Origin of the sequence: Xanthomonas sp. 10-10 (assembly GCF_040182365.1) — a bacterium.
Taxonomy (GTDB): domain Bacteria; phylum Pseudomonadota; class Gammaproteobacteria; order Xanthomonadales; family Xanthomonadaceae; genus Xanthomonas; species Xanthomonas arboricola_F.
On record NZ_CP144460.1, the window covers coordinates 1,453,134 to 1,469,006 of the forward strand.

At 65.2% G+C, this 15,873-nt stretch carries 7 protein-coding genes; all 7 read left to right on the top strand.

Going from position 1 to position 15,873, the window contains the following annotated elements; genetic code table 11:
- Nucleotides 1-558: a hypothetical protein gene (locus VZ068_RS06285; RefSeq protein WP_349657173.1), complete on the top strand. Its 558-nt coding sequence runs from the start codon at nucleotides 1-3 to the stop codon at nucleotides 556-558.
- Nucleotides 559-668: 110 nt separating this feature from the next.
- Nucleotides 669-1,856, top strand: a complete 1,188-nt coding sequence (prpF, locus tag VZ068_RS06290; protein ID WP_259166239.1) for a 2-methylaconitate cis-trans isomerase PrpF — start codon at nucleotides 669-671, stop codon at nucleotides 1,854-1,856.
- A 583-nt stretch (nucleotides 1,857-2,439) separates the two neighbouring features.
- Complete coding sequence (locus tag VZ068_RS06295) at nucleotides 2,440-4,656, top strand: TonB-dependent receptor (RefSeq protein WP_259153111.1); 2,217 nt, start codon at nucleotides 2,440-2,442, stop codon at nucleotides 4,654-4,656.
- 106 nt (nucleotides 4,657-4,762) lie between these two features.
- Nucleotides 4,763-5,734, top strand: coding sequence for a nucleoside hydrolase (locus tag VZ068_RS06300; protein WP_349657661.1), 972 nt, complete (start codon nucleotides 4,763-4,765; stop codon nucleotides 5,732-5,734).
- A 597-nt stretch (nucleotides 5,735-6,331) separates the two neighbouring features.
- Complete coding sequence (locus tag VZ068_RS06305; RefSeq protein ID WP_349657174.1) at nucleotides 6,332-11,233, top strand: alpha-2-macroglobulin; 4,902 nt, start codon at nucleotides 6,332-6,334, stop codon at nucleotides 11,231-11,233.
- 151 nt (nucleotides 11,234-11,384) lie between these two features.
- On the top strand, nucleotides 11,385-11,852 hold the full coding sequence (locus tag VZ068_RS06310) for a transposase (protein ID WP_349657175.1): 468 nt from the start codon (nucleotides 11,385-11,387) through the stop codon (nucleotides 11,850-11,852).
- 811 nt (nucleotides 11,853-12,663) lie between these two features.
- Nucleotides 12,664-15,777 carry a TonB-dependent receptor gene (locus VZ068_RS06315; RefSeq protein ID WP_349657176.1) on the top strand — a complete coding sequence of 1,038 codons (3,114 nt, stop codon included), beginning with the start codon at nucleotides 12,664-12,666 and terminating at the stop codon, nucleotides 15,775-15,777.
- Nucleotides 15,778-15,873 lie beyond the last annotated feature (96 nt).

A 15,873-nucleotide genomic window follows, 5' to 3' on the forward strand; every position in this document is an offset into this window, starting at 1 on the left:
ATGGCCGACTCTTCGCGATTGATCTTCATGCTCAAGCCGCCACCGCAGGTGCTTGACGCCATGGTCGGTGCCGTGGCTGCACACCGTCTCGATGCGATGCTTGGCGATGCCTATTTCGATCCTGGCAACTGGCATCAGTCGGTCTCGGATCGGTTCGAAGGGCCTGCTGCGCGTGCGGCCATGCTACGTGTGGGTGATCGCCTCGATGCCCAGGCAGTCACGTTTTGCTTGAACCGGATTACAAGTCGCGGAACAGACCCAGTGCATTGGGCATTTCGGGCAGAGGGCAATCCATCTGCTTTCGTTGCGTTACAGGCTGCTATCTCAGCAGCGCTACGTGCCGAAGGCTTTCACGTTGCGAGCGGACATACGCCGCACGTAACGATTAGCTATGCGGCGCCGAGCAAGTTGACGCAGCCCATTGTGCCCATCACGTGGCACGCTACCGAAGTGTTACTGGTCGAGGGCGGTGGGCGGCCGTATCACTATGCCCCCATTGCATGTTGGCAGTTGCGACCCGACGGCTTCCTGCCTGACCAGGCGCACTTGCCGTTCTGATCTGCGCAGGATTGCATGCTTGAGATTTTCACGGTGACGCGCTGCCATATCGTATCAATGCGCTACGCAGAATTTCCGGTACGTCCGCACGTCGTTTTCAAGGAACCTTCATGGCATTTGCTCCCCAACTCCGCATCCCCGCCACCTACCTGCGCGGCGGCACCAGCAAGGGTGTGTTCTTCCGTCTGCAGGACCTGCCCGCAGCGGCGCAGAAGCCCGGTGCTGCACGCGATGCGCTGTTGCTGCGGGTGATCGGCAGCCCCGATCCCTATGGCAAGCAGATCGACGGCATGGGCGGGGCGACCTCAAGCACCAGCAAGAGCGTGATCGTCTCCACCAGCGCGCGGCCGGGTCATGATGTGGACTACCTGTTCGGGCAGGTGTCCATCGACAGCGCGTTCGTGGACTGGAGCGGCAACTGCGGCAACCTGTCGGCGGCGGTGGGGCCGTTTGCGATTGCCAACGACCTGGTCGATGCCGCAACGCTGCCGCGCGATGGCGTGGCAACGGTGCGGATCTGGCAGGCCAACATCGGCAAGACCATCGTGGCGCACGTGCCGATGACCGCTGGTCAGGTACAGGAAACCGGCGACTTCGAGTTGGATGGGGTGACCTTTCCGGCGGCCGAGGTGCAGCTGGAGTTCCTTGACCCGGCCGACGATGCCGAAGGCGAGGGCGGAGCGATGTTTCCCACTGGCAATCTTATCGACCAGCTGGACATTCCCGGCCTTGGCCGGCTCGATGCAACGCTGATCAACGCCGGCATTCCGACCATCTTCGTCAATGCGCGCGATCTGGGGTACACCGGCACCGAACTGCAGGACGCCATCAATGGCGATCCGCGTGCGCTGAGCATGTTCGAGACCTTGCGTGCACACGGTGCGGTACGCATGGGTTTGATCGCGCGGCTGGAAGATGCGGCCACGCGCCAGCACACGCCCAAGGTGGCGTTCGTTGCACCGCCTGCGGACTACATCGCCTCCAGTGGTAAACCGGTGCATGCGGCCGAGATCGATCTGCTGGTACGGGCGATGTCGATGGGCAAGCTGCATCACGCGATGATGGGCACCGCGGCGGTGGCTATCGGCACTGCTGCGGCCGTGCCGGGGACGCTGGTTAATCTGGCGGCCGGCGGCGCGGCGCGCTCGGCGGTGCGGTTCGGGCATCCGTCAGGCACCTTGCGGGTGGGGGCCGAGGCAACACAGGTCAATGGGCAGTGGCAGGTCACCAAGGCGCTGATGAGCCGCAGTGCGCGGGTGCTGATGGAAGGCTGGGTGCGGGTGCCCGCGCCGGAGTGAATGAGCGGCGGCCGCGCGTTGCCGATCCGGGCGCTCGCTTGCCGCATGTGCTGGTATCCGCACGTCGTTGCCTGGGTAGCGGTTGGCATCGCCAAGACGGGCGGCAATGTGTTGCCGGGAGGTGTGAGCGGCCCCCTGACTGACAGAACCGATGGCTCACCGGTTGCGCAGCGATCAACGCCGCCCGCAATGCGCCTGCGCTGCGGGCCGGCTTCAGACCAGCGTTGCCGGGCGATGGCACCCGGATCGCCCCCCCCCCGAAGTCTGCGGTTCGTCCGTTCACCCGGGCTCCCTGCGGAGCGGTCCAGTGCCCGCCTTGCAGGCCCCTGGCGACCGCACGCCTGACCGAGATTGTCGGCGCCAGGAGCAACACGCAGAAGACGTCGCTTGAACCATATCGGGAGACTGGCTCAGCCCTGGCGCACAAATTACACGGGTGTGTTGCATTAATTCGAACGCTCTTTCGAATTATGGAAACTTTTTCGTACGAGCTCTGCCATATTTGTGTAAATCGTGTTAATTCTGTTGCACCGCGGCATGCAGGCCAGGCAGCCGCCCCGCCACCAGAATTCGGAGTCTTCCCATGTCAGCCAGCCGGTCGCTCAAGATCAGCGCGCTTGCCGTTGCCGTCGTTTCGCTTCTCCCGTTCCACGCTGCTGCACAGCAGGCTTCTGGCGACGACGGTGTCGTGCGTCTGGATGCGGTCAAGGTCACGGTCGAACGTCGTTCGGAAGATTCCAAGGATGTGCCGGTGTCGGCCAGCGTGCTGCGCCCGGAATTTCTGGACGCCATCTCCACCAGCGGCTCGGACATCCGCGTGCTGGCGGGCAAGGCGCCCAGCCTCAACATCGAATCGTCCAATGGCCGTGTGTTCCCGCGCGTGTACATCCGCGGCTACGGCAACACCGACTTCAATACCTACGCCTCGCAGCCGGTGTCGCTGATCTATGACGACGTGGTGCAGGAAAACGCGTTCCTGAAGGGCTTCCCGATCTTCGATCTGGAAGGCCTGGAAGTGCTGCGCGGCCCGCAGGGCACGCTGTTCGGCCGCAATACGCCGGCCGGCGTGGTCAAGTTCAACTCGGTCAAGCCGACCATCGGCGCCAATGATGGCTACGCCAGCCTGTCCTATGGCACCTACGGCACCATGACCCTGGAAAGCGGCCTGAGCATCGCGATGGGCGAGCATTGGGCAGCGCGCCTGTCCACCTTGGGCCAGCGCCGCGACGACTGGGTGGAAAACCGCGACGGCCGCGATCTGGAAGGCTATACCGACTCGGCCGTGCGCCTGCAGCTGCTGTACCAGGCCAGCGACGATTTCAGTGCCCTGTTCAACGCGCATGCGCGTCACCTGGATGGCACCGCGCGCCTGTTCCGCGCCAACATCATCCAGCCCGGCACCAACCAGCTGGTGGACGGCTTCGACGAAGAGAAGTCCTTCATCGACGGCGCCAACACCCAGGAACTGCAGACCTATGGCGGCAGCGCCAACCTGACCTGGGACCTGGGCGACATCGCGCTGCACTCGATCACCGCGTATGAGGGCATCGGCAAGTACTACAGCCGTGGCGACATCGACGGTGGCTTCGGCGCGGTGTTCGCACCGCCGTCCGGTCCGGGCGTGATTCCGTTCCCGGTGGAAACCGCCGGCGGCATCAAGAGCCTGGACCAGTACAGCCAGGAACTGCGCGCCGAATCGCAGTACGAGGGCCCGCTCAACTGGCAGGCCGGCCTGTACTACTTCCACGACGATGTGGAAGGCGAGAACTACACCTACAACACCTTCAGCGGCGGCGATCTGGCCAGCTACCAGCTGACCCGCCAGCGCAACACCTCGTGGGCGGCATTCGGCTCGTTGAACTATGCGGCCACCGATCGCCTTAACCTGCGCGCCGGCATCCGCTACACCTACGACAAGAAGACCTTCGACGTGCTGGCGCTGGACCGCGTCACGCTGGTCGAGCCGTCCAGCGGCGAGACCGACAACTCCAAGGTCACCGGCGATCTGGCGGCCACCTTCGCCATCAACGACGACGTCAACGTGTACGCCCGTGCGGCACGTGGCTTCCGCGGCGCCAGCTTCGGCGTGCCCTCGGGCACCGCGCCGCTGACCGTGGCCGAGCCGGAGACGGTGGATTCGTTCGAGATCGGCATCAAGTCGGACCTGTTCGACAACCGCGCGCGCCTGAGCTTCGACATCTACGATTTCCGCGTCAAGAACCAGCAGCTCACCGCAGTGGGCGGCGTCTCCAACGACGTGCGCCTGCTCAACGCCGACAAGACCAAGGCGCGCGGCGCCGAGTTCGACTTCGAAGCGCTGCTCACCCAGAACCTGCGCGTCACCGCCGGCGGCGCCTACAACTGGACCCGCATCGACGACCCGAGCCTGTCGGTGGGCGTGTGCCGCACCTGCACCGTGACCGACCCGCTCAATGCGGCCGGCAACGCCATCATCGACGGCAACGATCTGCCGCAGGCTGCCAAGTGGATGGCCAACGCCACGCTGCGTTACGGCATCCCGATGGGCAACGATGGCGAGCTGTTCTTCTACACCGACTGGTCCTACCGCAGCGAAGTGAATTTCTTCCTGTACGACTCCAAGGAGTTCACCGGCCAGCCGCTGGTCGAAGGCGGCGCCAAGATCGGTTACAACTGGGGCGCGGGCGCGTACGAGTTGTCGGTGTTCTGCCGCAACTGCACCAACCAGATCCGCGTGACCGGTGCGATCGACTTCAACAACCTCACCGGCTTCATCAACGACCCGCGCATCGTCGGTGCGCAGTTCCGCGCCAACTTCTGATCGGCGTGTTGGTGTAGCACGATTGAACCGCCGGCTATGATGCCGGCGGTTTTTTTATGGCGGCAGGAGTAGGTGCATGCAGCGCAGATGGCGAAACATGTGGTGGATGCTGGGGCTGTGGTGTGCGTCGGCAGTGGCATGGGCGCAGACGCCTGCCGTGACCGCAGCGCAGGCGGCGCCAACGCCCGCATCCACCGAGTTGCTGGTGGTCTCCACCGATATCGGCGACGACATCGACGATGCGTTTGCGCTCGGGCTGTTGCTGCGTAGCCCGCAGCTGCGCGTGTTGGGCATCGCATCGGCCTGGGGCGATACCAGTTTGCGTGCGCAGCTGCTGCAGCGCCTGTTGCAGCAGGCCGGACGTAGCGAGATTCCGTTGGCGGTGGGCGCGCGCACCACCAGCACGATTCCCTTCAGCCAGGCGCGCTGGGCGTCCAAGGGGCAGTTGCCGGGCAAGTTGCCGGATGCGGCGGCGATGATCCTGCAGCAGGCGCGCCTGCATCCGGGCGAGGTGACCTTGCTGGTGTTGGGGCCGATGACCGACGCCGCACTGGCGCAGCGGCGCGACCCGGCCGGCTTTGCCAAGCTCAAGCGCATCGTGGCGATGGGCGGGTCGGTACGCGTTGGCTATGGCAAGTCGGCGTATCGGCCGGCCAGTGCGCCGGCGCCGGAGTACAACATCCTCTCCGATGTGTCGGCGGCGCAGCAGGTGTTCGCGGCCGGCGTGCCGATCGTGTTGCTGCCGCTGGATGCCACCCAGATCACGCTGGAAGAACCCGAACGCGTCGCGCTGTTTGCGCACGGCGATGATCTGACCGATGCGCTCACCCAGCTGTATTACCAGTGGCGCAATACCGACCAGCCCTGGGCCAGCGCCACGCCGACCCTGTTCGACGCAGTGCCGGTGGCCTGGCTGCTGCGCCCCGACCTGTGCCCGACCACGCCATTGCATCTGGAGGTCGATGCGCAGGGGTACACCCGCGAGGGCAAAGGCACCGCGAACGTGCAGGCGTGCCTGCGTGCGGACAAGCCAGCGTTGATCGAGATGTACATGCGCACGTTGTTGCAGTTGCACTAAGAGCGGCGAACGAAACGGCTTTACGGCGATAGTGCTGCAACTTGGCTGCAGGGCCCTTGCCCGCCCAGCGTCGCGGGACACGCCGTGAATCCGTCCATGGAGGCTCTTACGCGGCATCCATGCCGCGTAAGGTCCCGCGACGCTGGGCGGGCAAGGGCCCGTCGAGATGGTCGGTGTGCTTGGTTTTTATAAAGCAGCCGACCAGCCGTCTGGTGCGGTGTCCTCGCCGGTTGCGGGACCGTGTGGCGGCATGGATGCCGCCACCGAGCCCCCAAGGATGGGTTCACGGCGTGTCCCGCGAGCGGTGAGGGCGCCGCGCCCTGGACCCACCGAGCTTTTGACTTAAGCATCGGATCGCGCCCAAACGCCGCCACGGTTCTAAATCTCGATGGCTTTAGGTGTTTTGTCTCAATGGACGGGGACAGTGCGGCTGGTCGGGCCGCCGGTGCCATCGCGACGCTCGCACAGCGGCACACGATCACCGCCCATCGGTAAGTCCATGCGTCGCCTCATAGCGGCCATCGGCGACACGATTGGCGTCGCTATACTTGCGTCCTCAGTCATGGGGTAGCGCGAATGGACAGCCGGGAATCAGGGATGAGGTGGTCGGGTACACGGCGCATGTTGCTGTGGGTGGTGTTGCTGAGCGTGGCGATCGGCGCGGTGGCGTGCAAGCGCAACGAAAGTGGCCAATTGCCCGCCGCCAGCGGCGAGGCGATCAAGGCCGACAAGCAGGCCATCACCGGATTCGCGTTGGCGCGTGCCTATCCCGACCAGGCCGGCGACGGTCTGTCGCTGGCGCTGGAATTCTCGCGTCCGCTGGTGGGGACGCAGGATTTCGATGCGCTGGTGCGCTTCGAGGAGAAGGTCGGCACCGGCGACAGCAGCTGGACGCTGTCCGATGACGGCAAGACGCTGCGTTACCCGTACGTGGAGGCGGCCAAGGACTACACGGTACTGATCGACGCCAACCTGCTGGCCGCCGATGGTAGTCGCCTGGGCAAGCCGCTCAAGCAGAAGGTCTACACCGGCGCGCTCAAGCCAGTGGTCGGGTTCGCTTCGCAAGGCAGCGTGCTGCCGGCGCGCGAAAGCCGCGGCCTGCCGGTGGTGTCGGTCAACGTGCCGGAAGTGGACGTGGAGTTCCTGCGCGTGCGCGAAAAGTCGCTGCCGGCGTTCTTCCAGCAGTTTCAGCGCGGCGGTCGTCGCGGCAGTTGGGAGCTTGAGAGCCAATACAGTGGCAAACAACCGCTGTCCAAGCTGGCCGACCCGGTCTACGTCAACCGGTTCATCCTGGGCGGCAAGCAGAACGAGCGTGTGCTGACCTACCTGCCGACGCAGGACATCAAGGAACTGCAGGAGCCTGGCCTGTATTTTGCGGTGATGAAGCGCGCCGGTAGTTTCGAGAGCGAGCAAGAGACCGCGTTCTTCACCGTCAGCGACATCGGCCTGCACACGCGCGCCTACAAGGACAAGCTGTTCGTGCACACCGCTTCGCTGCAGAGCGGCGAGCCGATCAAGAACGTGGAAGTGCGCATCCTCGATGCCAAGGGCGAGCTGTTCCTCAAGGCCGCCACCGACGGCAACGGCAATGCGCTGCTCAACTACACGCTCGATGCCGGCCACGTGCTGGTGGCGCGCAGCAAGACCGACGTCTCGTTGCTGCCGTTCAACCAGCCGGCGCTGGACCTGAGCGAGTTTGCGGTGGCCGGTCGCCAGAGTGCGTGGTTCGACGTGTTCGCCTGGGCCGGCCGCGATCTGTATCGCCCCGGCGAGACCATGCGCGTGTCGGCGATCCTGCGCGACAACGACGGCAAGCCCACCAAGCCGCAGCCGGTGTTCCTGCGCCTGAAGCAGCCGGACGGCAAGACCTTCCGCGAAACCAAGCTGCAACCCGGCCAACAGGGCTACTTCGAATTCACCCAGCAGATTCCGGCCGACGCGCCCACCGGCCGCTGGCAGGTGGAGTTCCGTACCGACCCGGCCAGCAAGGATGCCGTGCAGGGCATGACGGTGCGGGTGGAAGAGTTCCTGCCCGAGCGCATGAAGCTGGACCTGGATGCCGCGCAAAAGACCTTGAGCGCCGGCCAGCCGTTCAAGCTGGTCGCCAATGCCGCGTATCTGTATGGCGCGCCGGCCGATGGCAACCGCTTCACCGCCAAGCTGGCGGTCAGCGTCGAGCAGCATCCGCTCGAGTCCTTGCCGGGCTGGTTCTTCGGCGACCCCACACTGGAGCTGCCGCGCGAAGCCAAGGACGTGATCGATACCACGTTCGGCAGCGACGGCATCCTGCGCGAAGACATCGCGCTGCCGGCCGAAGCCAAGCCGGTCAGCACGATCGCCGCGGTGGTGTCCGGCAGCGTCTACGAGACCGGCGGGCGCACCGTCACCCGCACAGTCAAGCGGGTGCTGTGGCCGGCCAAGGCGCTGGTCGGCGTGCGCCCCCTGTTCGACGACAAGGACGGCGCCGATGCCAACGGCAGCGCGCGGTTCGAGCTCACCCGCGTGGATGCCGACGGCAAGCCGCAGCCGGCCAAGGGCCTGAAGGCCACGCTGGTGCGCGAGCTGCGCGACTATCACTGGAACTACACCGACGACCATTGGGACTACGACTTCACCCGCCGCTTCGAGAACAAGGACACCCGCACGCTCGATGTGGGCAGCGGCAATGCCAAGCTCGATTTCCCAGTGGAATGGGGCGAGTACCGCCTGGACGTGTTCGACCCGGCCACCGGGCTGACCACGCGTTACCCGTTCCGCGCCGGCTGGAGCTGGAACGACGAAAACCGCGGCCTGGACGCGCGCCCGGACAAGGTCAAGCTGGCGCTGGACAAGACCGGCTACCGTGCCGGCGACACGCTCACCGTCACGCTGACCCCGCCGCATGCCGGCAAGGGCGTGCTGCTGGTGGAAAGCGACAAGCTGCTGTACGTGCAGGACATCGACGTCAAGCCGGGTAGCACGTTCGACATTCCGGTGACCGAGGCCTGGGAGCGTCACGACGTCTACGTCACCGCGCTGGTGTTCCGCGGCGGCACCGCGCCGAGCAAGATCACTCCCGCGCGTGCGGTGGGTGTGGCGTATGTGCCGATGGATCGCAAGGCGCGCCGCGTGGCGGTCGGCCTGTCCGCGCCCAAGCAGATGCGCCCGGAGCAATCGCTGCCGGTGACGGTGAGCGTGCCGGAACTGGCGGGCAAGGCGGCGCACGTCACCATCTCGGCGGTGGATGTCGGGATTCTCAACATCACCCGCTTCCCGGTGCCCGATGCCAACGCGCAGTTCTTTGCGCAGCGGCGCCTGGGCACCGATGCCTACGACATTTATGGCCGCGTGATCGAGAGTTTCGAAGGCGCCAGCGGCAAGCTCAAGTTCGGCGGCGACATGGCGCTGGAAGCCTTGCCGCAGGCCAAGCGCCCGACTGCGCGCGTGCAGACCGTGGACCTGTTTTCCGGGTCGGTGACGCTCGATGCCCGTGGCAATGCGCGCGTGCAACTGCCGGTGCCGGATTTCAACGGCACGTTGCGGGTGTCGGCACTGGTGTATTCGGACACGCGCTACGGCAACCGCGACATGGAAACCATCGTGCGTGCGCCGATCCTGGCCGAAGCCAGCATGCCGCGCGTAATGGCGCCGGGCGACCGCAGTACGGTGACGCTGGACGTGCAGAATTTCACCGGCAAGCCGGGCGAGTTCAATGTGCGTGTGGATGGCATCGGCCCGCTGTCGATTGCCGAGGCGGCGCGCAGCATCAAGCTGGGCGTGGATGCCAAGCAGACGCTGAGCTTCCCGCTGACGGCCACTGAAGGCTATAGCGTGGCCAAGGTGCGCGTACGCGTGGACGGCAATGGGTTCAAGGCCGACCGCAACTACGAGCTGCCGGTACGTGCCGGGTGGCCGCAGGTGCTGCGCACGCAGACGCGCGTGCTCGACCCGCTGGCACCGGTCGCCCTGGACAGCGCCAATGCCGATGGCCTGATGGCCGGTTCGGTCACCGCGCGCATGCTGGTCAGCCCGCTACCGCCGATTCCGTTCGCCAGCGCCATGCAGGGCGCGCTGGAGTATCCGTATGGCTGCGCCGAACAGACCACCAGCAAGGGGTATGCCGCGCTGCTGCTCGACGAGGCCACTGCCAAGGCGCTGGGCACCAAGGGGCTGGATGCGGCCACGCGCCGCGAGCGCATGGAAGGCGCGTTCGGCCGCCTGGCGTCGATGCAGATCGCCAGCGGGCATTTTTCGATATGGGGCGACGATGGCTACGTCAATCCGGGCTTGACCCCGTACATCGCCGAGTTCCTGCTCGATGCCAAGGACGCCGGCTTTGCGGTGCCCGACAACGTGCTGCAGAAGGCGCTCAACCGCCTCAGCGAAGACCTGCTGTCCGGCGGCAACGAGTTCTATGGGCAGGACCGCCGCGACAATCTGAAGTTCGCCAACCAGGCGTGGTCCGGCTACGTGCTGGCACGCGTCAACCGCGCTCCGCTGGGCACGCTGCGCGCGCTGTACGACAACCAGCGCAGCAAGGCGCTGACTGGCCTGTCGCTGGTGCATCTGGGTGCGGCGCTGTCGATGCAGGGCGACACCAAGCGGGGCGAGGCGGCGATCAAGGCTGGCTTCGCCAAGGACAGTTCCGAGCGGCCGCCGTATTTCGGCGACTACGGCAGTGCGATTCGCGACGATGCCTTGATGATGGCCTTGCTGCACGAACGTGGCCTGTCCAAGCCCGAGTACGACACCCGCGTGGTGGCCCTGGGGCAGGCGCTGGATGCACGCCGTGCTGGCGGTGTGTTGTGGCTGAGCACGCAGGAGCAGATCGCGCTGGCGCGGCTCGGCAAGGCGTTGATGGTGGGGCAGGGCAAGCAGGTCTCGGGCAGCTTGACGGTGGGCGATGAGGTGCAGCAGATCGCACCGGCCCGTGTGTTCGCACGCAGCTTCGACAGTGCGGCGCTGGCCCGCGGCGTGCAGTTCGCGCCGCAGGGCGAGGCGCCGATGTATGCCAGCATTGAAGTGGCCGGCATCCCGCGTACCGCACCGGAGGCGGACACGCGTCACCTCAGCGTGGAGCGCAGCTGGTACACCACCGACGGCAAGCCGTGGACGCCGCGCGCGTTGAAGGAAGGCGAGGCGTTGATCGTGCGCGTCACCATCACCGCCAACGAATCGATGCCCGATGCCTTGCTCACCGATCTGTTGCCGGCCGGCCTGGAAATCGAGAATTTCAATCTCGGCGATGCCAAGCAATGGGCCGATGTGGTGGTGGACGGCATCGGCATCAGCGAGCGTTCCAGCGCCGCCGACGTCAAGCACGAAGAGTTCCGCGACGACCGTTATGTGGCCGCGCTGGCGCTGTCGTCGGGCAGCAAGGCGCAGGTGTATTACCTGGTGCGTGCGGTGACGCCGGGCACCTACACGGTGCCGCCGTCGCTGGTGGAAGACATGTACCGGCCGGAGTTGCGTGGCGTAGGCCGCACCACCCCGTCAACGATCACGGTGGTGCAGCCGTAAGGCAACAAGGTAGGAGCGCGCTTGCGCGCGATGGGGCTTTCCCGGCAACGCCCCATCGCGCGCGAGCGCGCTCCTACGTTCGGGGTTTTCTCACCGAAGCGAGCGTCCGACTCCGATGCAAGGGTTTGCGCGGGCGGGTCAGCATGCATCGATGACCAGCTCCATTTCCGCAGGACATCGGGCGCTACGTCGTGGCCGGCGCTCGCTTGCAAGGTGCTGCTATCTCCTCACCGCCACAACCTGGCAGCGGCGACGGGTGTTCGACGATTTTCCGCTGGCCGCGTCGGCGTGCCGCGCCTTTATCGCCGCAGTGCCGGAAGATGCCTCGTTGCTTGCCTGGGTGCTGATGCCGGACCACGTCCACTGGCTGGTGCAGCTGGGGGATGTGACGCCATTGGCGCGGACGGTGTCACGCATGAAGGCGGCAAGCACGCGTGCAGTCAATGAGCAACGCGGGGTGCGCGGTGCGGTTTGGACGCGCGCCTACCACGACCGTGCCTTGCGCAAAGAAGACGATCTGCGCATCGCGGCTCGCTACCTGATCGCCAATCCGCTGCGCGCCGGACTGGTTGAACGGGTTGGCGCTTATCCGTTCTGGGATGCCATCCGGCATCCGTAGGAGCGCGCTTGCGCGCGACGCGGCGTCCCCGGGAAAGCTCATCGCGCGCAAGCGCGCTCCTACGTCGACGATACCGCTGCTTCGCATGTGGGGACATCGCCGCGCGCTGTCTTTTTGATGCGATGCGGGTGGCACACATAGGTCATTGCGACTGGCCGCGCTGGTGCGCCTTCCTAACGGTGGGGCGTCTTTACCTGATCGCCAATCCGCTGCGCCCGGATGTCCGCACGGGTTGGCGACTATCCATTCGGGGATGCCATCCGGCTTCCGTAGGAGCGCGCTTGCGCGCGACGCGGCGTCCCCGGGAAAGCTCATCGCGCGCAAGCGCGCTCCTACGTCGACGATACCGCATGCTTCGCATGTGGGGACATCGCCGCGCGCTGTCTTTTTGATGCATGCGGGTGGCACACATAGGTCATTGCGACTGTTCATGCTGGCGCGCCTTCCTAACGGCGGGGCGTTTTTACCTGATCGCCAATCCGCTGCGCCCGGATGTCCGCACGGGTTGGCGACTATCCATTCGGACATGCCGTCCGGCTTCCGTAGGAGCGCGCTTGCGCGCGATGCGGCTTCACCGGGAAAGCCACATCGCGCGCAAGCGCGCTCCTACGTGCGATTGGCGGCATCGGGAAAGGCACATCGCGCGCAAGCGCGCTCCTACGTCGACGATACCGCTGCTTCGCATGCGGGGACATCGCTGCGCACTGTCTTTTCGATGCGATGCGGGTGACACGCAAAGGTCATTGTTACTGGCTACGGTGGCCTGCTTTCTCACCGGCGCGGCGTCCTTGCTGCGCGATCCCGGGATTCCATGCAGCGCTCCGATTCGTACCGTTTACACCTGTCCGTTCTCACCGTGGCCATTGCGGCCTGCTCGCCTGCTTCGCAGGCATTGGCCAGCGCGCGTGCGGGGATTCCAGTCGAGGCCTCAGCTGAGGCGGCTTCTGTGGCTATGGCCACGACCGCGAGCGCGTTGACGAGCGCAGGTACGGCGACAGCCAACGCCACAGCTTCAGCCACAGTCAGTAACGACGAGGAAACCACGCCCGATGCCGAAGTTGCGACTGCAAATCGACGTTCTGCAGTGTCAGCAGATGCATCTGCTGATTCCATGGAGGCCGCAGCGATAGATCCTGCCTCGGCTGTCTCACCTGTATCGTCGCAAGCCGATGCAGCCAATAGCGGCGCACCGGCCACCACCAGCAGAACCGGGGTGCAGACCCTCGACGCCATGCAGGTCACCGGCGTGCGGCGCGCCAATGCGGCGGCGGTGGAGAGCAAGCGAGCGGCGACCAACATCACCGACGTGATCAGCGCCACCGATGTGCGCGCACTGCCGGACAGCACGATTGTTGAAGCGTTGCGTCGCGTTCCCGGGTTGTCGGTACTGCCGGCCACCGATAACGAGCATCCGCGCGACGAAGCGGCCACACCGGTGTTGCGCGGCCTGGGTCCGTCCTACAACAACGTCACCATTGATGGGCTGACCATTGCCTCGCCCGGCACGCCGAACGGCACGCTCGGTTCGATCACCCGCGGCGTGCGTCTGGATCTGTTGCCGGCCTCGATGGTCAGCGAGTTGCAGGTGGTCAAGACGTTTACGCCGGATCTGGACCCCAATGCCACCGGCGGCGCGATCAATCTCAAGACGCGTAGCGCGTTCGAGAACGGCGGCAAGCCGTTCTTCAGTGCCGAAGCTGCGCTGGGCCACGCCAACGATGTCGGCAAGCCGCGCGATCAGGACGACCCGGGGTATCGCTTGAATGCCACCGGCAGCCGTACCTTCGGCAGCGAGCAGCAATACGGCTTTACGCTGTCGGCCAACTACCAGACGTTGAGCAGCTACACCGAAACCCATATGACCACCGATACGGTGCATTACGGGTTCTACGACAACAACGGCGTGCTGCAGACTGGCGCCAATCTCGGTAATGGCTGGGCGGTGCCGCAGCAGGACAAGTACTGGTACGTGCAGAACCAGCGCGACCGCTATGGCGTCACCGGCAAGTTCGAAATGCGCCCCAGCGCTGCGCTCGAAGCCTATGCCATGGCCGGCTACTACTACTTCAAGGACAACATGGAGCGCAACGAGGTCATCATCGACCCGCGCAACCGCAACCGGGTATTCAATCAGACCGCCACCTCCGGCAGTTATCCGGGCGGCGATATCGAGGTGGGATATTCCAATCAGATCGTCACCACGCGCACCAAGGTTGCGCAGTTGGGAACGATCTGGCGGCCGACCGATCGGCAGCAGTTTTCTGCGCGCGGCGCGTGGTCCGACGCCACCTACGACGAGCCGATCCGGATGATCAAGTACGCCACCGGCATCGGCCGCGCCGCGCCGGTGCCGGTGGGCCAGACCGGCAGTGGTGTGACCGTCAATGCCACGCCCAATTACGCATTCAACTACGACACCTCCGGTTTCGATCAGCGCTTCGGGGTGTCGCCGCAGGCCTACAACACCCTGGATAACTACAGCCTGTCGTACTGGCGGCCGGACTACAAGCGCACCGCTGCCGATCGCATCCTCACCGGACGGCTCGATTACGGCTTCAATCAGGGCGAAAGCGACCAGGGCATCGGCTTTGCGGCAGGCGTGTCGTACACCACCGACAAGCCGTCCTACGACATCTATCGCGTCGAATATCAGCCCAATACCAGCGCGCCGGCGTTCGGCCTGGCCGACGTGGCCGGCACCGGCCGGGCGCCGATGCGTTACGCCGGATTGAACCTGATCACCATCGATCCGGACAAGGCCAACCGCGTGCTGGCGGCAGCGCCGTTGAGCGCATTCAACAGCACCGACCAGCAGGCCTTCAGCAACCAGGACAACTTCACCCATACCGAAAAGAACTTCGGCAGTTACGGGCTGGTGAGCTATCGCAGCGATCGGCTCAACGTGCAGGCCGGTTTGCATTTCGACAGCACCAAGCTCGACACGGTGGGCCGCCAGCGCCAACTCGATGCTGCCAGCAACCGCTATGTCTATGTCGATAACCCGACCAGTGCCGATTACGACTATCTGCTGCCGTCGGTCATCATGACCTACCACCTGACCGACACGCTGGACCTGCGCGCCGGTGCCAGCCGCACGCTGGGCCGCCCGCCGTACGACGCGTACGCAGCCCGCACCTCGATCGGCTTCGTCAACACGACCGACGCCGGCAACCCGAATGCGCAAGGCGTCACCGTCACCATCGGCAACCCGGACATCAAGCCGCGTGTGTCCAATAACCTGGACCTGTCGCTGGAATGGCGCCTGCCCGGCGACTTCGATGCCTTCGCGTCCACTGCGGTGTTCGACAAGCGCATCCAGGACGAGATCTTTACGCTCTCGCGTACCGACAGTTTCACCTTCGACGGCACCACCTACGCCAATGCCTTGATCAGCACACCGGCAAATGCCGCCAAGGCGCGCATCCGCGGGGTCGAGTTCAACGGCATCGTCAACACCTTGGCGCCCATCGCGCCGTGGCTCAGCGGTGTGGGCTTCAGTGCCAATGTTGCCGTGCTCGATGGCAGCCTGGACGTGCCTTACAGCGTCGGCAGCGGTACGGCTGTCACCCAGCGCGAACGCAAGCTCGACAACCTGGTCGGTCAGCCGGACTACACCGCCAACGCAACGGTGTTCTACAACACCGGCGGGCTGGAGCTGCGTGCGGCCTACAATCGCCAGGGCAAGGCCTTGCGTGCCATCGTCAGCAATATCGATTGGCAGGACCTGTATTGGTCGCCGCGCTCGCAGCTGGACTTCACCGCCACCTATGCCATCAGCAAGCAACTCAGCCTGATCGGCCAGGTCAGCAACATCACCCACAGCCGCATCACCAGCGTGACTGGCCCAGGGCAGAACCTGCTCAAGGACAGTTACTCGGTGCCCACCACCTACTGGTTCGGTCTGCGCTTCACGCCGACGTTCTGAGCGTAGCGCTTGAAAGGGATGCCATGGGCCGGATGCCGATGGCGCGTTGAATCGCAAGTGCGAGCGTTGCTTGCCGCATCCGGCTTGCATGCACAT

Coding starts and splice junctions, on each gene's coding strand:
- VZ068_RS06300 (WP_349657661.1), top strand. CDS start 4,763: ATGCTGGGGCTGTGGTGTGCGTCGGCAGTGGCATGGGCGCAGACGCCT.
- VZ068_RS06315 (WP_349657176.1), top strand. CDS start 12,664: ATGCAGCGCTCCGATTCGTACCGTTTACACCTGTCCGTTCTCACCGTG.
- VZ068_RS06295 (WP_259153111.1), top strand. CDS start 2,440: ATGTCAGCCAGCCGGTCGCTCAAGATCAGCGCGCTTGCCGTTGCCGTC.
- VZ068_RS06305 (WP_349657174.1), top strand. CDS start 6,332: ATGAGGTGGTCGGGTACACGGCGCATGTTGCTGTGGGTGGTGTTGCTG.
- prpF (WP_259166239.1), top strand. CDS start 669: ATGGCATTTGCTCCCCAACTCCGCATCCCCGCCACCTACCTGCGCGGC.
- VZ068_RS06285 (WP_349657173.1), top strand. CDS start 1: ATGGCCGACTCTTCGCGATTGATCTTCATGCTCAAGCCGCCACCGCAG.
- VZ068_RS06310 (WP_349657175.1), top strand. CDS start 11,385: ATGACCAGCTCCATTTCCGCAGGACATCGGGCGCTACGTCGTGGCCGG.